Source organism: Geobacter sp. SVR (genome assembly GCF_016865365.1).
GTDB lineage: Bacteria > Desulfobacterota > Desulfuromonadia > Geobacterales > Pseudopelobacteraceae > Pelotalea.
This window is the reverse complement of the sequence record NZ_AP024469.1, coordinates 2,942,173-2,960,250: the sequence shown is the minus strand read 5'-3', so window position 1 is coordinate 2,960,250 and position 18,078 is coordinate 2,942,173. Positions and strand designations below refer to the sequence as shown.

Here is an 18,078-nt window from a genome sequence, read left to right as displayed (position 1 = left end):
ATGATGCATGGAATTTTTTAAAAAATACGGATTGACAGTCCTGACCGGTGTCGGCGTGCTGCTGGCCCTGATATTCTATTCGTTGAACGTTCCCCGCAACCGCGAAGCCAATCTGGTTGAGCGCAGCGTCATGAACGTGTTCGGGCCGGTATTGAAACCGGCGGCATATGTCAGCGATTTTTTCGAAGAGGTCTGGGACGGTTATGTCAGCCTGGTGCATGTGCACAAGGAGAATCTGAAGCTGCGTGAGGAGATCAGGGCCCTGAACGAGCGGGTAGTGGCCGGCAACGAGGCACTGTACGCCAACCAGCGGCTCTCGCGCCTGCTGGGAGTGAAGGAGACGGTCAAGGCGCCCACCTTGACCGCATCCATTGTGGGTGAGGATATTTCCTCCTGGTTCAGGACTATGCTGATTGACCGCGGCAGTTCCAGCGGCCTGCGCGAAGGCATGGCCGTGATCGCGGCCGACGGCATCGTGGGACAGATCGTCAAAGTCTCCGGGGACACGGCCAGGGTGCTGCTCCTGACGGATCATGCCAGCGGCATTGCCGCCACGATTCAACGTTCCCGGGCACGCGGCGTGGTCAAAGGCAAAGGCGACGGATTCTGCAGCCTTGAATTCACGACCCGCGAAGAAGATGTCAAGGTCGGCGACCTGGTGGTTGCCTCCGGCATCGGCGGCATTTTCATGAAAGGGATGCCGATTGGTGAAGTAACCATGGTAAAACGTGGTGAATACGGCATATTTCAAACAGTAACGATCAGGCCGGCAGTCAATACCGCCCATCTGGAAGAGGTGCTGGTGATCCTCCGGGGGGGCTATGAGTAGGCGGGGGGCGCTGCAGCTGACCGGCGCCGTCGTACTGGCGATTATCCTGCAGACCTCGGTCCTGCCGGTCTACATTGCCGACTATTTCAAACCGGATCTGCTGTTGATCATCATGGTGTACCTGGCACTGCGCGAGTCCTACCAGGCCGGAACGCCACTGGCATGGCTGCTGGGGCTGCTCAAGGATGTCTTCAGCGGGCTGTATCTCGGGCTCAATGCCTTTACCTTCCTGATTATATTCCTGGTCATCAAGAGCGTTGCCGACAGGCTGTATGCCGAAAGCGGCTTTCTGTTCGTGGTGACGGTCACCGTGGCGACGCTGGCCTGCCTCACCGCCAATCTCCTCCTGTTGTTCATGTTTACCAATACCCCCGGCATCGCCTATTCGATCGGTGCTGGAATGATACCGCACGTCATGGTCAACTGTTTTGCAGCCTCACTGGTCATTCTGCTGCCCGTATTCGCCCGTGAGGAGGAAACCGTATGAGAGAGAAGCGCTTCGTTCGCGAAATCATGGAGATGAAGCACCGGACCATGGTGCTCTCGTTCGTGGTCGGCGCAATCTTCTTCGTGCTCCTGCTGCGTCTCTGGCATCTCCAGATATTGAGCGGCGAGGATTATCGCAGCATGTCGGAGAACAACCGTCTGCGGTTCGTGCCGATCGCCGCTTCGCGCGGCACCATTCTGGACCGCAACGGCACGGTGCTGGTCAGCAATCGTCCTTCATTCAGTCTGGCGGTCATCCCCCAGGAGGTCAAGGACAAGGACGACCTGCTGAACAAGCTGGCTGCCCTGCTTGGCCTTGACAGGGCCGAGATGGCCGATCGCTGGGACAAGGCCAAGGGAAGGGCCAAATACTATCCGATCGTGCTGGCTTCCAACATCAGCCGTGACCAGGTGGAGATCATCGAGGAAAACAAGATGCGGCTGCCCGGGGTCGAAATCGAAATGAAGCCGGTGCGGGACTATGTCAACGGGAACATGGGGTCCCACCTGCTCGGATACATCGGTGAGGTGTCCGAGGATGAACTCAACCGCCCCGGTTTCGAGGAGTACAATCCCGGCGACTATATCGGCAAGAACGGGATCGAACGCAATTGGGAGCAGGAACTGCACGGCAGCGACGGAGGCCGCCAACTGGAGGTGGATGCCCGTGGCCGGGTATTGAGGACCGTCTCCGAATCCCTTCCGTCGGTCGGCAACAGTGTGGTGCTGACCATCGACTCGGCGGTACAGAAGAGTGCGGAACGGGCATTCGGCGACCAGGCCGGCGCGGCGGTTGCCATGGACGTCAATACCGGTGAAATTCTGGCTTTTGTCAGCAATCCCGGATTTGATCCCTCGCTGTTCAGCGGCAAGCTTCCGGCCGACAAGTGGAAGGAATACCTGGAGGACAAGCGCCACCCGCTGGAAAACAAGGCCCTGACCGGCCAGTATCCCCCAGGCTCAACCTTCAAGATCATCAGTGCCCTGGCCGGGCTCGAGAATGGCGCGATCAACGACTCCACTTCGGTAAACTGCACCGGTTCCTACAAGCTCGGATCCTCGACCTTCAAGTGCTGGAACAAGCATGGTCACGGGAGCACCAACCTGAAAAAGTCGCTGCGCGAATCGTGCGACGTCTATTACTATGCACTGGGAGAGCGCCTGGGGGTCGATCTGATCGCGGCCACTGCCAAGAAATTCCTGCTCGGCACACCCATGGGCATCGGCCTGACCAACGAAAAGGGGGGCATGATCCCCAGCACAGAATGGAAACTGAAGCGGTTCGGCAAGCGCTGGTTCCATGGCGAAACGTTGCCGGTAGCCATTGGCCAGGGCTACGTGTTGATGACCCCCATCCAATTGGCCTCTATGACTGCCACCGTGGCCAACGAAGGAACGATATATCGCCCCCATCTGGTCAAACGCGTCGTGGACGGCGACGGAAAGCCGCTGAAGGAAGTCAAGCCTGAAGTAATCGGCACCACCGGCATATCCGCCGATAAGTTCCGGCTGGTCAAACAGGGGCTGTTCGCCGTTGTGAACGAACCAGGAGGGACCGGTGCTGCGGCACGGCTCGGCGATGTGACCGTGGCCGGCAAGACCGGCACGTCCCAGGTAGTGAAACTGCGCGACAGCAAACAGGGCACCCCATACCAGTTTCGCGATCATGCCCTGTTCGTGGCGTTCGCCCCCTATGAAAAACCGGAGATCGCGGTGGCGGTGGTGGTCGAGCATGGCGAGCACGGCGCTTCAGCGGCCGCTCCGATTGCCGGTCGCATCATGAGGGCATGGTTTGACTCGAAAAAGCCGCCTAAAAAGGCCGCACCTGCTGACAGCGCACAGGATGACGAAACAGATGAAGAAACGCCGCCGAATGGGCAGGAGGAAAGGCGGCCATGATCGATCGCCGGTTGTTCACCAATATCGACTGGATGCTGGTCGGCCTCGTTATCGTGATCAGCATGCTGGGCATCGTCAATATCTACAGTGCGACTACTCCCTACAAGATCATCGGGGCTCCCTACTACGTGAAGCAGTTCTACTGGATGGCCTTCGGCATGTTCATCGCACTTTTGATCTGCAGTATCGATTACCACATCCTGGAGGATTTCTCCTATTGGCTCTACTTTTTGCTGGTTCTACTGCTGGTGGCGGTGCTCCTGGTGGGGCGGCGTTCCATGGGAGCTACCCGCTGGCTGCATCTCGGCTTCTTTAATATCCAGCCCTCCGAGCTGATGAAAATCGTGATCATCATCACCTTTGCCAGGTTTTTCAATAATTTTCATGCGCCGGGCGGCATGACGGTCAGGGACCTGATGTTCCCGCTGGGGATATTGGCTGTGCCGGCGCTTTTGATCATGAAGCAGCCCGATCTCGGTACGGCCACGCTGGTGGTGCTGATCGCCATGTCCATGACCTTTTACGTCGGCTTGCGCTGGACGACGATCGTCAGTTTCATACTCGTTACAATCCCGACCTGCTGGCTGGCCTGGTCCCATTTTCTGCGCCCCTACCAGAAGAATCGCATTCTCGATTTCCTCAACCCGGAGCGTTCTCGCCTCGGCAGTGGTTACCACATTATTCAAAGTAAAATCGCCGTGGGGTCGGGAGGGCTGTTCGGCAAGGGGTTCATCAAGGGTACCCAGTCCCAGCTGCGGTTTCTGCCGGAACAGCACACCGATTTTGCTTTTTCCGTTTTCACCGAGGAGTGGGGGTTCATAGGAGCGCTGGTACTGATCATCCTTTATCTCTCCCTGGTTCTGTGGGGGCTCAATATTGCCCGGCGCTGCAACGACCGTTTCGGCAGTCTGCTGGCAATGGGGGTGACAGCCATGCTCTTCTGGCACATCGTGATCAACATGGGCATGGTGATCGGAATGTTCCCGGTAGTCGGCGTTCCGATGCCCTTCTTCTCCTATGGCGGCACATCGATGATTACCTCCATGGTGGGCATCGGCATCCTGCAGAATATCAGCATGCGCAGGTTCATGTTCTAGCCCGGAGGTGCCTCGTTCCGTTCGAGGGGCCATTACCCGCTCCCGAGATGAAACGTTTGCATTGTCCCGGTATTCGCTACTATCGCACCTGTCAGGGGGGAGAAGATTATGAACCCATCTACGGAGAGAACCGACCTGGCCGCTTATGCCTGCTCCAGCGCCCGGTCACTCGGCAGAAAGCACCCTGAGGAACACCGCGACAACCGGCCCGCCTTTGAGCGCGACCGCGACCGGATCATCCATTGTGCCGCATTTCGCCGGCTGGAGTACAAAACTCAGGTCTTTGTCAACCATGAAGGGGATTATTACCGCACCCGCCTGACCCATTCCCTGGAGGTGGCACAGATAGGCCGGGCCATTGCCCGGCAGTTGCATCTGAACGAAGAGCTGACCGAGGCCCTGGCCCTGGCGCACGATCTGGGGCATACGCCGTTCGGCCATACCGGCGAAGAGGTGCTTGACAACCTGATGCAGGGCTACGGCGGGTTTGAACACAACCTGCAGTCCTACCGCGTTGTGGATGAACTGGAGGAGCGCTACCCCAATTTCAATGGCCTCAACCTGACCTGGGAGGTGCGGGAGGGGATCATCAAACACGCCAGCCCCTACGACGCGCCGCTGGAGGCCATGGTCGGATTCCTGCCCGGCGTGGTACCGTCCATCGAGGCGCAGATCATCAACTATGCCGACGAGATCGCCTACAACAATCATGATATCGATGACGGCCTGAAGTCGGGATACATTACGCTGGAGATGCTGGGACGCATCGAGTTGTGGAGGCGCGTCAGTGCCACTGTACGCGGGAAATATCCGGCAATCGACGACAGGCGCCTGGTCTACCAGACCATCAGCGCGCTGATCGGCCTGCAGATTACCGACGTCTGCAGCACCATTGCCACCAACCTGGAGCGGTTCGGCATCGCCGGCCTGGAGGATCTGCGGCTGATCAACCGGGCCGTGGCCCATTTCAGCGAGGAGATCACCATCCTGAACATGGAGCTGAAAAGCTTCCTGTTCGACCATCTCTATCGCCACCACAAGGTGGACAAGATGCGTGTCAAGGCCGAGATCTTCATCACCCGCCTGTTCGAAACCTACTTGCGCTATCCCAACCTGCTGCCTCCCAAGTACCAGACCCGCTTCGATACCTGCGGCATTCATCGGGTGGTCTGCGACTACATCGCCGGCATGACCGACCGTTTTGCCCTGGATGAATACAAGCGGCTGTTCGAACCGTACGAGCGGGTGTAGAAAGGCGTGGAGTGGTGATAGAGTATTTTACTCCGTCATGGTTAAATATCGCCGCGCAGAAAACGAAATTTTTCATTGGACGTTCCCGACAGTGTGGCATCAAGAATCGCAAGTATCAGTGATACTGTTTCCGACTCTCAGGCCCTCAAGCAGATAACCTGGAGAAGAAAACCATGAACCAACCTGACATTCGCTGGCAGCAACGATTCGCCAATTACCAAAAGGCCCTCAGGCAACTGGGTAAAGCAGTTGAACTCAGCCGCCAACGCTCTCTTTCGGAACTCGAACGGCAAGGCCTGATTCAGGGATTCGAGTTTGTCCATGAACTTGCCTGGAATGTCATGAAAGATTTCTTCGACTACCAGGGAAATACGGTGATAATGGGCTCCCGTGATGCTACCCGTGAGGCGTTCAAACGCAATCTGGTGCACGATGGCGAAGGATGGATGGACATGATCGTCAGCCGCAACAAATCATCCCACACCTACAACGAAGAAACAGCAGCCGAAATAGCCGACAAGGTGCTTACTCACTATTGGAGTCTCTTTCAGGAATTCGAAACAAGAATGCAGGAACAGCTCGATGCGGACAGATGACGAGCATAGGTATGGACTCAAGGAAAGCACCATCGAGAAGATCAACGACGTGTTTTCCACCGTGCCGGAGATCGAACGGGTGATCCTCTATGGTTCGCGGGCGATGGGGCGTTTCCGCAACGGCTCGGATATCGATCTGACGATTAAGGGGGAAGACGTTACTCATTCGCAGTTGCTGCGGATCGAGAACCAGTTGGATGACCTGCTGCTTCCCTATACGATAGATCTCTCCCTGCTGCACCAGATCTACAACAGCGACCTGCTCGACCACATCAGACGGGTCGGAGTCGTTTTTTATGAAAGAAAGCCCGAGCCATGAGAGACAAATCCACCAAACCCGAACAGTACGACTTTTTCGCTTTTCTCTCCCGCATGCGCTACATCAGCCGCTGGGGGCTGATGCGCAACACCGTTCCGGAGAATATCCAGGAGCACAGCCTGGATGTGGCCATCATCGCCCATGCCCTGGCCATGATCCGCAACACCTATTTCGACGGTGATCTCGACCCGAACAGGATCGCCCTTTTAGGCGTGTTTCACGATGCCAGCGAAATCTTCACCGGAGACATGCCCACCCCGGTGAAGCACTTCAATCCCCGTCTCAAACGCTCCTATCACCAACTGGAGGAGCAGGCGCGGCGCAAGCTGCTGGCCATGCTGCCCCCCGAGCTGGCCGAGGAATATGAGCCGCTGTTCTTCTTTGCGGACGAGCCGGAGCATGTTGCGCTGGTCAAGGCGGCCGACAAGATCGCCGCCCTGCTGAAATGCATCGAGGAGGAGAAGACGGGCAATCTCGAATTCCGCCGGGCTGGCGCTGAACATCTGGACCACCTGACTGCCAGCCCGCTGCCCGAGGTGCGCTACTTTCTGGAGAAGTTCCTGCCGGGTTACCGGCTTTCGCTGGACGAGTTGAACCTGGGGTAAGCGCCTCAGCTCTCCTGTCCGTGTAAAAAGGGGGATCGAGCGGAGGCGGCCTGACAAGATGCTGTGAGAGGGCATGGAATTGTTATGAATGTGACGGATCGGTCTCAATCGGACGGAACAGCCGGAAACAACGAGCGCACCGGCGCCGGTATGCCCCTGCAGTTGGGCGAATCGCACTACCGGGCAATGGTTGAGGCATTTGACGGATTTGTGTACGTCTGCTCGGCAGATTACCGGATTCAATACATGAACACCCGTCTCATCGAGCGCACCGGACGCGATGCCACCGGAGAGACATGTTACCAGGCGCTTCAGGGGCTGGACAACGTCTGCTCCTGGTGCGCCAATGAGAAGGTGCTCTGCGGGGAGAGCCAGCGCTGGGAAGTGAAGAATCCCCGGGACAATCGCTGGTATCACATATCAAATACGCCGATCCTGAATGCCGATGGCATCATGTTCGCGCAGGCCGTAATTACCGACATCACGACCCGCAAGATGGCCGAGATTGAGCGGGCCCGCTATTTCCAATTTTTTCTCACCTCTTCCGAACTGATGTGTATCGCGGGGGCGGACGGGTATTTCAAACGCACCAATCCCTCTTTTTCCCGTGTGCTGGGATATTCCGAACAAGAACTGCAGACACGGCCGCTGATCGAGTTCATTCATCCCGATGACCGTCAGCGCACGATAGCTGAGATAAAAAATCAATTGAGCGGCTCCTTTGTCACCCAAACGTTCGAAAACCGTTACCTGCGTAAAGATGGGACCTGCTGCTGGCTGTCATGGAATGCATACTTTGACGAGCGGGAAAATGTTATCTTCGGCATAGCGCGCGACGTCACCGAACAGAAGAGGTTCGAGTACAAACTGGCTGCCGCCAAGGACGCTGCCGAGGCGGGCAGCCGTGCCAAGAGCGAGTTCCTGGCCAATATGAGCCATGAGATCCGCACACCGATGAACGCCATCAGGGGCATGGCCCAGCTTCTCGAGTACACAGAGCTTTCCTCCATACAAAAGGAATATCTGAATGCCATCCTGGTTTCTTCGGACAGCCTGCTGTCGTTGATCAACGGAATCCTGGATTTTTCGAAGATCGAGGCCGGCAGACTGGAACTGGAACAGAGCGTTTTCAGTCTCAGGAGGAGTATCGGCGACCTTGTCCAGGCCCAGATGCCTCTTCTCTATACCAAGGGACTCACGATCCGTACCGACATCCCTGACGATATTCCCGATGGCCTGATGGGCGATCAGCTCCGGCTGAAACAGATCATGCTCAATCTTCTGGGCAATGCCATCAAGTTCACCAGCAGCGGGGGGATCGTCCTTTCTATCGCCATGCAGGAACGTGCAGGGGATGCGGTGGTGCTCAGATTCAGTGTGAGCGACACGGGCGTAGGCATCAAGCCGGAGGTGCGCGAAAAGATATTCGATCCTTTCACCCAGGCCGACGATTCCACTTCGCGAAATTTCGGCGGGACCGGCCTGGGGCTTTCGATCTGTGCCAAGCTGGTGAAATTGATGGGCGGGAGCATCGAGGTCGAGAGCGGGGAGGGGATCGGCAGTACCTTTCATGTGGCAATCCCCTTTATTGCCGGACCCGGACGGGGCGAACACCGTCAACCCTGCGGAGGGGAACGGGCACCGACGTTTGAATGCCGGCCGCTGCACATTCTTCTGGCTGAGGACAACGCCCTGAACCGGCTGTTTCTGTCAAGGTTCCTGGAAAAGTTCGGCCACACCCTTGAGTCGGTCCAGAACGGCACCGAAGTTGTGGAGAAATGGGAGCAGAACAGTTACAGTCTGATTTTAATGGATATTCAGATGCCGGGCATGGATGGCATGGATGCCACCCGACTGATACGTGAACGTGAAAAACAGAAGGGAGGCCATACCCCGATCATTGCCCTGACTGCGCACGCCTTGCGCGAGGACCGGCAGAACTTTCTCGATCAGGGGTTTGACGGATACGTTTCCAAGCCCATCGAGATCGGCGTCATGATGGAGGAAGTGAAGCGGTGCCTGCAGGGGCGGGAAATGCTGAAACCTCTCTGAATCGCGAACGAAATGGCAGAGCGTGAAACGTTGACCGTTTCAGTACTCGAGAACAGTACAGCCCCGCTTTTATGAAAGGCGGGGCTGTACTGTTTCGGGGAACATGGGCCACTCGTGGAACGTCCGGGGACGCGCGGCGTTTTCAGGCTGCTAATCGATGCGGTACCGGACAACCGCTTCCTCGGTGATGTCGTTGATTACGTTCCTGACCGTTTCCGTGCCGTTGCAGCGCACCTTGAGGCGGCATTCGGCCCCTGATTCGGCCTTGGTATAGCGCAGCAGCAGTCGCATGGCCAATTCCAGACAGGCCTCGTCCTGAATGCCCATGACAACCCCCAGAGGGGTGTTGCCGTCCAACCAGGTTATGGCTGCCTCGCCCGGCTGCATGGCGGCTTCCAGCAGACGGTTGTCGTTTTCATCGCGGCCGATGATGGCCTTGGTGCGTTCGCCGATGCGAAAATGGCGGCCGATTTTCAGCATGCGGAAATCCCGCAGGTTCAACTCGTCGGAGTGGTCGAACACATCCTTGACCTTGGGCACGAAGGAGGTTTCGGTCAGCAGGCAGCCGCCGGCCGGGCAGGGATAGTTCTTCACATCCAGTTCTTCGGCCAAGTGGAACTGGTCTTTCCGGGAACGCCCCTTGATGGCCAGGAGCTTCTCCCGGTCGACCCATCCCTCGCGCTCGGGAATGGTCGGCTCGAAATGCCGGGCGGACAGCGGTCGCAACAGCAGCCCTTCCAGGCCGCTTTCGCGCTCGATCACCCGCAGGGTGTCGCGACGCTGGCTCATGGGGCGCTGTCCCAGCACTTCGCCGGTGATGACGAAGTCGGCACCGCACTCGGACATGTATTCCCTGGCCTTGGCCAGGAGATAGATGCGGCAGTCCACGCAGGGATTGATGCCCTTGCCGTAGCCGTGGCGCGGGTTGCGCACGATCTCCAGGTAGTCGAGCCCCTTGTGGACCACTTTGATGGGGATGTCGAATTCCTGGGCAACGCGCACCGCTTCTGATTTGCAGCCGGCGTTCTTGCCGGTGCAGGTGCAGAAGGGGGAGGTGAAGTTGAGTGCTTCGACCTCGATGCCCATCTCCAGCATCATTTTAACGGCCAGGGTCGAATCGAGCCCTCCGGAGAGAAGGGCCAGGGCTTTGCGTTTCTTCATGGAAAGAGCTCCTGGGGCTTCATTCCACGGCTTATCCGGAATAACGGGGGGCCGTGCCACGAAACCGAAATTTTTCGGAAAGGCTAGCACAGGGGAACAGGTGATGTAAAGCGCAGCGGCTTACCCTCCGGTTACGCGCGTGCAGCCTCCAGTTCGCGGACCCGCTCCTTCAGCTCCTTCTCACGTTGCCAGCGTGCGCTGACGTCGCGGATGACAGCCGCCACCCCCAGCATCTGTCCCGAATCGTCCTTGACCAGCACCATGGAGAACTCGGTCGAAATGCGGGTGCCGTCCCTGCGCAGGGCGGGTGCGGAGAGCAGATCGATGCTGTAATGGCTGCTGCCGCTCTGCATGACCCGGAAGTACCCCTCCCAGTGCCGGGCACGCAGGTTCTCCGGGATGATCAGATCGAGCGACTGTCCCAACGCCTCCTCCGCGGCAAAGCCGAACATTCGCTCCGCCCCTGCGTTCCAGAGGCGGATGATGCCCTCCCGGTCGGAAAACATGACCGCATCGCTGACATTCTGGACAATTTGCCCGTAAAGCCACTCCAAAGCCGGTGTGTCCTGCATGATGCACCTCCCAACGTTAATTGGATAACAGCAGTTCTCCCCTTGGTCAGGCTGATTCCCGTGCTTCCTGCTCATAGCCCGCGACGATCGCTTCGTAACGGAGGGTGAAATCCGCCGGCGCCTTCGTTTCGGCCGATGCATAGCCCTCAACGATGCCGGGCCTCATTGTATCGGGAATTACCCGTTCCGCAAGCGGATAGAGGATAGTATCCTCTTTGTCGATGTGTTCCCGCAGCAGCGCGGCATAGGCCAAGGCGTGTTCGGCGATGATCGCGCCGCGGCCGGACTGCCCTGCCAGCGCTTCCTGTGCGGCAGTCTCCATTGCCTTGACATGGGCCCGCCCCTGGTCGTGCTCCATCAGCATGGCTGCAATGGGGCTGTTTTCGCGGGGCATGCCGTTTGTGATCAGGGCCTCGAACAGCACGTCCTCTTCTTTGGCATGGTGGAAACGGTCGGCATAGTTGCGGATGAAGTCCACACCGTCCAGGTAGAACTGCCAGTTGGTGTAGTGCCCTGCGGCGGTCAGCGGGGCGTTCAGCTCAAGCAGGGTGATCATCCGCAGGATCAGCCGGTGTTCGGCCACCAATGCCCGGGTGATATCAGTCTTCATCAGTTCCTCCGTTCTCCGTTAATGCCGATCACCAGGCTCTCCAGGGGGATCTCGCGGCCGCTTTTGGCGAGCGCTTCACGGACGATGATGTCCAGACCCCGGCAGCAGGGTACTTCCATGATTGCTACCGTGATGCTCTTGATGTCGTTGGCGCTGAAGATATGGGCCAGTTTCTCCACGTAGGCGGTGGTATCGTCGAGTTTCGGGCAGGCAATGGCCAGCGCCTTTCCCTTGAGCAGGTCCTGATGCATATTCCCCATGGCATAGGCCACGCAATCGGCGCTGATCAGGATGTCCGCCTGCTGAAAGTAGGGTGCCGTGGGGGGCACCAGGTGCAGTTGGACCGGCCACTGCCGCAGTTCCGACGGTACCTTGATCGTTGCGGTCTCCTCAGTCTGCTGACGTTCGATAACGCGTGCCATGCTGCCGGGGCAGCCACATCCCAGATTTCCCATGATCATTCTCCTTTGCTTGTCAGATAAGTGTTGATTTGTTGTTCGATTTTGGCCTCGTCGTCCTTGGACAGACCGTGAATGGAGACCACATCCTTCAGCAGGCAGATGCCGACTTTGCAGGTAACGCAGCCGATTTCGAAATTGTTGAGGATGTCCCCGATTTCCGGATAGGTCCGGATCACATCTTGGATGGCTTGGTCGCCCAGACCGTTTTTGAGTTCCATCGCAACCTCCTTGCGCCGTGTTGATGATTGCAGCGTAACGCAGCAGGGGGGTGAAATTTAATGACGCGCGTCAAGTTTTGGCTTAATCTGAAAGCAGATGGGTGTTGGTTTAGGGGAGGGATTATGACGATTGATGCCGCTCAAAAAGCCGGCGGTTTCTCAAAAAACGAAGGAAAGACCGCGCTCGCCATGCCGGATCCGCTCGACCTGCTGGTATCGTATTTTCAGGGCGAGGCGCTGGAAACCATCATCCTGCACGGGCGGGCAGTGGCAGGACTGGCAGTGGATATCGGTCGCAGTCTCGCACTCGATGGCGACGAGCTTGCCTTTCTGGATCAGGCAGGGCTGCTGCACGATATCGGGGTCTGCCGTGTGCACGCCCCGAAGATCGGTCTTAACGGCAAGCACCCTTACATCATGCACGGTGTCATCGGACGCGATGTCCTCGAATCGGAAGGGATGCCGCGGCATGCGCTGGTATCCGAACGACATATCGGGGTCGGCCTGAATCAGGAGGATATCATCAACCAGCAGCTGCCCCTGCCGTTGCGCGACATGATCCCCACCACACTGTCGGAGGAGATCATCTGTTTTGCCGACCTGTTCTACTCGAAAACGCCCGGGAAACTGGAACAAAGAAAATCGCCGCAGCATGTTCGGGAAAAACTGGCGAAATTCGGGGAACACAAGGTTCAGATCTTCGACGGATGGCTGCTTCGCTTCGGAGGGGTACTGTAGCCGGGGCCGCTGTATAAACCGTCGTTTATCCCTACCATGTGCCAGTCGGTCCCCGCCCCGGCGAAAACCGGCTGCACGGGCTTGCAACACGCGTTCGACAAGCTCAAAACAGTTGCTTTTTATACAGCCATACAGTATAAAATTTTCTTTCGTGATCCCCCGCCAGGTAGATTTCCGTGACACAGAATTCAACCACAATCGAAGAGTTGCGCACAGCCATCGACAGCATCGATGATCGAATCGTGGCATTGCTCAATGAGCGGGCCCAGATTGTCCTCTCCGTCGGCCGACTCAAATCCGAGAGCAACCTGGACTTTCATGTTCCAGGACGCGAACGCCAGATCTATGAGCGCCTTTTGAACAACAATCAGGGGCCCTTTCCCAACGATGCCCTGCGGAGCATCTACCGGGAAATCATTTCCGCCTGCCTGGCCCTCGAATCCCCCATGAAAGTGGCGTTTCTGGGGCCCAAGGCGACCTTCAGTCATCTTGCCACCATGCAGCATTTCGGCCTGTCGGCCGAGCTGGTGCCGCTCAAGTCGATCCCGGCAGTGTTCGAGGAGGTCGAAAAGGGCAAGGCGCTGTACGGCATCGTGCCGGTGGAGAATTCCACCGAAGGGGTCGTGTCCCATACCCTGGATATGTTCGTGGAGAGCGGCCTGCAGATCACCGCGGAGATCCTCCTGGAGGTGCATCACGACCTGCTGTCCCGCACCGGCCGGCTGGAGGATATCAAGAAGGTCTATTCCCACGCCCAGCCGATCGCCCAGTGCCGCCAATGGCTGGAAGGCAACCTGCCCGGCGTTCCGGTGGTGGATGTGGCCTCCACCGCGGTCGCGGCCCAGATCACCAGTGAGGACTACACCGCCGCTGCCATTGCCAGCGAGCTGGCCGCCTCGTTGTATGACCTCAAGGTCGTCCGGAGCCGCATCGAAGACCAGGTCAACAATATCACCCGTTTCCTGGTGATTTCGCGCAAAGGGAGCGAACGCTCCGGCAATGACAAGACCTCGGTCCTGTTTTCGGTCAAGGACGAGCCCGGTATCCTCTGCCGCATGCTGGAACCCTTTGCAAAGCGCGGCATCAACCTCTCCAAGATCGAGTCGCGCCCCTTCAAGAGCAAGGCCTGGGAGTACATCTTTTTTCTCGATCTGTTCGGCCACATTTCTGATGCAAACGTCGCCGAAGCCCTGGATGAGCTCAAGGGCTGCTGCCAGTTTCTCAAAGTCCTCGGTTCCTACCCGCGGTCCATGTAGGGGCCGGCAGACGTGTCCGTGATCATCGAACGACTGGCAATTGTCGGGGTAGGGCTCATCGGTGGCTCCTTTGCGCTTGCCCTGCGCGAGGCGGGTGTGGTCAGGACCATCGTCGGTGTCGATCGCGATCCTGCCAACTTGGAACAGGCGCTCGCGCTGGGAGTTGTGGACGAGATCGCCGCCAGCGCCGCCCAAGGGGTGCGGGGCACCCAGATGGTGTTTTTATCGGTGCCGGTCTGCTCGATCCCTGGTGTCCTGCAGGAGATCGCTCCTGCGCTCGATCCCGGTTGCATCGTCACCGACGGAGGCAGCGTCAAGGCGGAAATCGTTGCAGCCTGCCAGCAGTTGATGCCGACCGGCTGCCATTTTGTGGGGGGACACCCCATTGCCGGCACCGAGCATTCCGGAGCAGCAGCCTCCTTTGCGACCCTTTTCAAAGGCAAACGCTGCATCCTGACCCCCACGGAAACTACCGATCGACAGGCCCTGCAGGCCGTTTCCCGGCTTTGGCAGGCTGCCGGTGCGGAAGTCTGCTCCATGGAGCCGGGACATCATGACCGGATCTTCGCGGAAATATCGCATCTGCCCCATGCTGTGGCCTACGCCTTGGTGCATGCCGTGGGCACGGCCGATGTCGAAGGTGAGAACGTGCTTTCCTACACCGCCGGCGGCTTTCGCGATTTTACCCGCATCGCCTCCTCCGACCCTGCCATGTGGCGGGATATCGCTCTGATGAACCGTGCGGCGCTGCTTGCCAGTATCGACGGTTTTTCGGCCAGCCTGGCCGAGTTGCGTGGCCGGATCGATCGAGGGGATGGTGACGGACTGGCGGAGTTCTTCACCATTGCCAAGCAATTCCGCGACGGGATTTTGTAAACTTCCGTAAAAGCATGGAAGAACCGGAATCCCGTTCTACAGGGATGGACAGGATATACGGATAACGCGTAACCTGACCTTGTTGTCGCCATGCCGGTTCTGATCATCCTGCCGATCCTGTGTATCCCTGTAATAAATGCCGTTGTTCTGATGTTCTCCGAGTTCATGCTGAAAGAGTATCCATCGAACGGAGTCGACGTGAGTTCCATTACTATCAAGCCCACCTCCCGTGTGCGGGGCGAAATCTGCGTTCCCGGCGACAAATCCATTTCCCACCGCTCGATCATGCTGGGTGCCATCGCCAATGGCGTGACTACGGTTCAGGGCTTTCTGCGGGGCGAGGACAACATGGCCACCATGAAGGCCTTCCGTGCCATGGGAGTTACCATTGACGACGACGGCCAGATCATCACCATCCACGGCAAAGGCCTGCGGGGGCTGTCGGAACCGTCCGACGTGATCGACTGCGGCAACTCCGGTACCACCATCCGGTTGATCACCGGTCTGTTGGCCGGACAATCGTTTTTCTCGGTGGTGACCGGCGATCAGTATCTGCGCAAACGCCCCATGAAGCGGGTGGTCGAGCCCCTTTCGCTGATGGGGGCCACCATCAGCGGCCGCGCCAAGGGGAGCCTTGCTCCGCTGGCGATCAGCGGCGGCGCCTTGAAAGGCATCCGTTACCAGTCTCCCGTCTCCAGCGCGCAGATCAAATCTGCCCTGATGCTGGCGGGGCTGTATGCCGAGGGCGAGACTACGGTGCTCGAACCGAGCCTGTCGCGCGATCATTCTGAACGGATGTTCAGGCTGTTCGGCGCTTCGGTGGATAGTTTCGACGGCGGTGTGACGGTCAGGGGGGGGAGCGAGCTGCAGGCCCGGGAGGTCGTCGTGCCGGGAGATATATCGTCGGCAGCCTTCTTCATCGTGGCTGCCCTGATCACCCCGGGAGCGGAACTGTTGATCCGCAATGTCGGCGTCAACCCGACCCGTACCGGTGTCATCGACATCCTCACGGCCATGGGGGGCAGTATCGAGCTGTTGGATCAGCGCGAGGTTTCCGGCGAAGCAGTGGCAGATCTGCTGGTGCGTTCTTCGCATCTCAAAGGCATTGAGATTGCCGGGAGCGTCGTGCCCCGTGCCATTGACGAGTTCCCTGCTATCTGCGTTGCCGCTGCCTGCGCCGAGGGTACCACCACCCTGCGCGATGCCCGCGAACTGCGGGTCAAGGAAACCGATCGCATTGCAGCCATGGCCGTCAATCTGCGCCGGTTGGGGGTGCAGGTGGAGGAATGCGAGGATGGCATGGATATCGAAGGTGTTGAGCGCCTGGGGGGGGGCATGGTGGAGAGCTTCGGGGACCACCGCATCGCCATGTCCTTTTCGATCGCTGCGCTGGTATCCGATGGTGGGATCACCATCGACGACATCGACTGTGTCGCCACCTCCTTCCCGACCTTCTATCCTCTGCTGGAAACGGTCGCGGAGGCAGTACGATGAAATCGGGACTGGTTATCGCCATCGACGGTCCGTCCGGAGCCGGCAAGAGTACCATCGCCGGTCTTCTGGCCCAGCGGCTCGGCTATCTGCAGATCGATACCGGCGCCATGTATCGTGCCGTGGCACTCCTGATCAGCCGTGCCGGGATCGATCCGTCAGATGTGGCGGCGGTGGAGCGTCTCTGCAGCAATGTCGATGTGCGTCTCGAAGTTGTGGACGGTGTTCAGCGGGTGACTGCCAACGGCCAGGACGTGACCGGACAGATCCGCACTCCGGAGATGTCGCTGATGACCTCCCGTGTTTCCGCTCTCAGGCCGGTTAGGGAGGCGATGGTGCGGGCCCAGCGGGTAATGGGATGCAATGGAAGGGTCGTTCTGGAGGGGCGCGACATAGGCACGGTGGTTTTTCCCGATGCCGATCTGAAATTTTTTCTCTCCGCCTCGCCGGAGGAGCGCGGTCGCCGGCGTTTCACGGAGCTGCTGGCCAAGGGGGAACAGGTGACGCTCGAGGATACCATCGCCGAAGTCATTCTGCGGGACGAGCAGGATTCCCGGCGGGACCTCGCTCCGCTCAGGCAGGCTGAAGATGCCATTGCCATCGACTCTTCCGGTCTCGCTATCGAAGATGTCCTCTCCACTATGGAAGGGTTTGTAAAACAAAAACTGTAATAACAGGGAAGAAACCATGAAAGTGATACTTGCCAAACGTGCCGGCTTCTGCTTCGGCGTCAAGCGCGCCACACAGATGGCCTTTGAAGCGGCTGCCATGGACAAGCGGACATTCACGCTCGGTCCGATCATCCACTCTCCCCAGGTGGTCAACAAACTGGAAGAGATGGGGGTGAAAGTACTCAAAAGTCTGGAGAGTATGGACAGCGGTACCATCATCATCCGTTCGCACGGTGTCGCATCGGATGAGATCAACGAAGCCATCCAGAAGAACCTCGAGATCGTCGATGCCACCTGTCCGTTCGTCAAGAAGGCGCAGGAACACGTCCAGAGCCTGTCCGAAGCGGGATACGGCGTGGTGGTGGTCGGTGATGCAGACCACCCGGAAGTGCAGGGGATCGTCTCCTACGGTGGGGACAAGGTCTTTGTGGTCGGCTCAGGGGACGAAGTCAAGGCGCTTCCCAAGATGAGTAAGATTGGCATTGTCGCCCAGACCACCCAGTCCTTTGAAAACCTCAAGAACGTTGTCTGTGAATGTCTTCTCCGGGGTGGGGAGATCCGTGTTTTCAATACGATCTGCGATGCAACCGCCGTACGTCAGGAAGAGGCCAAGGAACTGGCCTGCCAGGTGGACTGCATGCTGGTGGTCGGCGGCTTCAACAGCGCCAATACCCGCCGGCTGGCAGAGGTTTGCGCAGAATTGCAGCCTCGTACGCACCATATTGAAACCGCTGCAGAGATCAACGCCGCCTGGTTCGAAGGGGTTGAACGGGTCGGCGTTACGGCGGGCGCTTCCACTCCCAAATGGATCATCGATGAGGTCATGAACCGGATCGAGGACATCAATAAAAGCAATTGAATTTTTACCGATTTGTGATACATTTAAGAGC

General features: G+C 58.2%; 20 protein-coding genes. 15 read left to right on the top strand and 5 right to left on the bottom strand.

Annotated features, from left to right (window positions below):
* Positions 1 to 7 precede the first annotated feature (7 nt).
* The 9 genes from mreC to GSVR_RS13845 all read left to right on the top strand — a co-directional run bounded on the left by mreC (position 8) and on the right by GSVR_RS13845 (position 9,134).
* Positions 8 to 829, top strand: a complete 822-nt coding sequence (mreC, locus tag GSVR_RS13885; RefSeq protein ID WP_173201823.1) for a rod shape-determining protein MreC — start codon at positions 8 to 10, stop codon at positions 827 to 829.
* Positions 822 to 1,316, top strand: a complete 495-nt coding sequence (gene mreD, locus GSVR_RS13880) for a rod shape-determining protein MreD (protein WP_173201822.1) — start codon at positions 822 to 824, stop codon at positions 1,314 to 1,316. Before mreC ends, mreD begins: the two co-directional genes overlap by 8 nt.
* On the top strand, positions 1,313 to 3,214 hold the full coding sequence (mrdA, locus tag GSVR_RS13875) for a penicillin-binding protein 2 (RefSeq protein WP_173201821.1): 1,902 nt from the start codon (positions 1,313 to 1,315) through the stop codon (positions 3,212 to 3,214). The genes mreD and mrdA overlap by 4 nt, the downstream gene beginning before the upstream one ends.
* Positions 3,211 to 4,311, top strand: a complete 1,101-nt coding sequence (gene rodA, locus GSVR_RS13870; protein WP_173201820.1) for a rod shape-determining protein RodA — start codon at positions 3,211 to 3,213, stop codon at positions 4,309 to 4,311. Before mrdA ends, rodA begins: the two co-directional genes overlap by 4 nt.
* A 108-nt stretch (positions 4,312 to 4,419) precedes the next feature.
* Entirely contained in the window at positions 4,420 to 5,562 is a 1,143-nt protein-coding gene (locus tag GSVR_RS13865) for a deoxyguanosinetriphosphate triphosphohydrolase (protein WP_173201819.1), read from the top strand.
* Positions 5,563 to 5,735: 173 nt separating this feature from the next.
* Entirely contained in the window at positions 5,736 to 6,158 is a 423-nt protein-coding gene (locus tag GSVR_RS13860) for a nucleotidyltransferase substrate binding protein (protein ID WP_173201818.1), read from the top strand.
* Positions 6,145 to 6,477 carry a nucleotidyltransferase domain-containing protein gene (locus GSVR_RS13855; protein WP_173201817.1) on the top strand — a complete coding sequence of 111 codons (333 nt, stop codon included), beginning with the start codon at positions 6,145 to 6,147 and terminating at the stop codon, positions 6,475 to 6,477. The genes GSVR_RS13860 and GSVR_RS13855 overlap by 14 nt, the downstream gene beginning before the upstream one ends.
* Positions 6,474 to 7,082 carry a 5'-deoxynucleotidase gene (gene yfbR, locus GSVR_RS13850; protein WP_173201816.1) on the top strand — a complete coding sequence of 203 codons (609 nt, stop codon included), beginning with the start codon at positions 6,474 to 6,476 and terminating at the stop codon, positions 7,080 to 7,082. The genes GSVR_RS13855 and yfbR overlap by 4 nt, the downstream gene beginning before the upstream one ends.
* An 84-nt stretch (positions 7,083 to 7,166) precedes the next feature.
* Complete coding sequence (locus tag GSVR_RS13845) at positions 7,167 to 9,134, top strand: ATP-binding protein (protein WP_173201815.1); 1,968 nt, start codon at positions 7,167 to 7,169, stop codon at positions 9,132 to 9,134.
* 150 nt (positions 9,135 to 9,284) lie between these two features.
* On the opposite strand, the gene GSVR_RS13840 is transcribed toward GSVR_RS13845, so the two are convergent.
* The 5 genes from GSVR_RS13840 to GSVR_RS13820 form a co-directional block, all read right to left on the bottom strand.
* Positions 9,285 to 10,295 (bottom strand): hypothetical protein, encoded by a 1,011-nt coding sequence (locus GSVR_RS13840; RefSeq protein WP_173201814.1) that lies wholly within the window; start codon positions 10,293 to 10,295, stop codon positions 9,285 to 9,287.
* Positions 10,296 to 10,426: 131 nt separating this feature from the next.
* Positions 10,427 to 10,867, bottom strand: coding sequence for a PAS domain S-box protein (locus tag GSVR_RS13835; protein ID WP_173201813.1), 441 nt, complete (start codon positions 10,865 to 10,867; stop codon positions 10,427 to 10,429).
* 46 nt (positions 10,868 to 10,913) lie between these two features.
* Positions 10,914 to 11,477 carry a hemerythrin domain-containing protein gene (locus tag GSVR_RS13830; RefSeq protein WP_173201812.1) on the bottom strand — a complete coding sequence of 188 codons (564 nt, stop codon included), beginning with the start codon at positions 11,475 to 11,477 and terminating at the stop codon, positions 10,914 to 10,916.
* Positions 11,477 to 11,932 (bottom strand): iron-sulfur cluster-binding oxidoreductase, encoded by a 456-nt coding sequence (locus GSVR_RS13825; RefSeq protein ID WP_173201811.1) that lies wholly within the window; start codon positions 11,930 to 11,932, stop codon positions 11,477 to 11,479. The genes GSVR_RS13830 and GSVR_RS13825 overlap by 1 nt, the downstream gene beginning before the upstream one ends.
* 2 nt (positions 11,933 to 11,934) lie before the next feature.
* Positions 11,935 to 12,156 carry a hypothetical protein gene (locus tag GSVR_RS13820; RefSeq protein WP_173201810.1) on the bottom strand — a complete coding sequence of 74 codons (222 nt, stop codon included), beginning with the start codon at positions 12,154 to 12,156 and terminating at the stop codon, positions 11,935 to 11,937.
* Between the two features lie 123 nt (positions 12,157 to 12,279).
* Here GSVR_RS13820 and GSVR_RS13815 point away from each other — a divergent pair, with 123 nt between their 5' ends.
* From GSVR_RS13815 to ispH, 6 genes are all read left to right on the top strand, one after another.
* Positions 12,280 to 12,894, top strand: a complete 615-nt coding sequence (locus GSVR_RS13815) for an HD domain-containing protein (RefSeq protein WP_305040929.1) — start codon at positions 12,280 to 12,282, stop codon at positions 12,892 to 12,894.
* Between the two features lie 176 nt (positions 12,895 to 13,070).
* The gene (gene pheA, locus GSVR_RS13810; RefSeq protein ID WP_370552037.1) at positions 13,071 to 14,150 is read left to right on the top strand and encodes a prephenate dehydratase; all 1,080 of its coding nucleotides are present in this window, start codon (positions 13,071 to 13,073) and stop codon (positions 14,148 to 14,150) included.
* 12 nt (positions 14,151 to 14,162) lie between these two features.
* Complete coding sequence (locus GSVR_RS13805; protein WP_173201809.1) at positions 14,163 to 15,026, top strand: prephenate dehydrogenase/arogenate dehydrogenase family protein; 864 nt, start codon at positions 14,163 to 14,165, stop codon at positions 15,024 to 15,026.
* 165 nt (positions 15,027 to 15,191) lie between these two features.
* Positions 15,192 to 16,520, top strand: coding sequence for a 3-phosphoshikimate 1-carboxyvinyltransferase (aroA, locus tag GSVR_RS13800; RefSeq protein ID WP_370552082.1), 1,329 nt, complete (start codon positions 15,192 to 15,194; stop codon positions 16,518 to 16,520).
* The gene (gene cmk, locus GSVR_RS13795; protein ID WP_173201808.1) at positions 16,517 to 17,188 is read left to right on the top strand and encodes a (d)CMP kinase; all 672 of its coding nucleotides are present in this window, start codon (positions 16,517 to 16,519) and stop codon (positions 17,186 to 17,188) included. The genes aroA and cmk overlap by 4 nt, the downstream gene beginning before the upstream one ends.
* A gap of 16 nt (positions 17,189 to 17,204) precedes the next feature.
* Complete coding sequence (gene ispH / locus GSVR_RS13790; protein ID WP_173201807.1) at positions 17,205 to 18,047, top strand: 4-hydroxy-3-methylbut-2-enyl diphosphate reductase; 843 nt, start codon at positions 17,205 to 17,207, stop codon at positions 18,045 to 18,047.
* Positions 18,048 to 18,078 lie beyond the last annotated feature (31 nt).

Excerpts from the sequence above, each read along its gene's own strand:
- mreC (WP_173201823.1), top strand. The coding sequence starts at position 8 with ATGGAATTTTTTAAAAAATACGGATTGACAGTCCTGACCGGTGTCGGC.
- mreD (WP_173201822.1), top strand. The coding sequence starts at position 822 with ATGAGTAGGCGGGGGGCGCTGCAGCTGACCGGCGCCGTCGTACTGGCG.
- mrdA (WP_173201821.1), top strand. The coding sequence starts at position 1,313 with ATGAGAGAGAAGCGCTTCGTTCGCGAAATCATGGAGATGAAGCACCGG.
- rodA (WP_173201820.1), top strand. The coding sequence starts at position 3,211 with ATGATCGATCGCCGGTTGTTCACCAATATCGACTGGATGCTGGTCGGC.
- GSVR_RS13865 (WP_173201819.1), top strand. The coding sequence starts at position 4,420 with ATGAACCCATCTACGGAGAGAACCGACCTGGCCGCTTATGCCTGCTCC.
- GSVR_RS13860 (WP_173201818.1), top strand. The coding sequence starts at position 5,736 with ATGAACCAACCTGACATTCGCTGGCAGCAACGATTCGCCAATTACCAA.
- GSVR_RS13855 (WP_173201817.1), top strand. The coding sequence starts at position 6,145 with ATGCGGACAGATGACGAGCATAGGTATGGACTCAAGGAAAGCACCATC.
- yfbR (WP_173201816.1), top strand. The coding sequence starts at position 6,474 with ATGAGAGACAAATCCACCAAACCCGAACAGTACGACTTTTTCGCTTTT.
- GSVR_RS13845 (WP_173201815.1), top strand. The coding sequence starts at position 7,167 with ATGAATGTGACGGATCGGTCTCAATCGGACGGAACAGCCGGAAACAAC.
- GSVR_RS13840 (WP_173201814.1), bottom strand. The coding sequence starts at position 10,295 with ATGAAGAAACGCAAAGCCCTGGCCCTTCTCTCCGGAGGGCTCGATTCG.
- GSVR_RS13835 (WP_173201813.1), bottom strand. The coding sequence starts at position 10,867 with ATGCAGGACACACCGGCTTTGGAGTGGCTTTACGGGCAAATTGTCCAG.
- GSVR_RS13830 (WP_173201812.1), bottom strand. The coding sequence starts at position 11,477 with ATGAAGACTGATATCACCCGGGCATTGGTGGCCGAACACCGGCTGATC.
- GSVR_RS13825 (WP_173201811.1), bottom strand. The coding sequence starts at position 11,932 with ATGGGAAATCTGGGATGTGGCTGCCCCGGCAGCATGGCACGCGTTATC.
- GSVR_RS13820 (WP_173201810.1), bottom strand. The coding sequence starts at position 12,156 with ATGGAACTCAAAAACGGTCTGGGCGACCAAGCCATCCAAGATGTGATC.
- GSVR_RS13815 (WP_305040929.1), top strand. The coding sequence starts at position 12,280 with ATGACGATTGATGCCGCTCAAAAAGCCGGCGGTTTCTCAAAAAACGAA.
- aroA (WP_370552082.1), top strand. The coding sequence starts at position 15,192 with ATGCTGAAAGAGTATCCATCGAACGGAGTCGACGTGAGTTCCATTACT.
- cmk (WP_173201808.1), top strand. The coding sequence starts at position 16,517 with ATGAAATCGGGACTGGTTATCGCCATCGACGGTCCGTCCGGAGCCGGC.
- ispH (WP_173201807.1), top strand. The coding sequence starts at position 17,205 with ATGAAAGTGATACTTGCCAAACGTGCCGGCTTCTGCTTCGGCGTCAAG.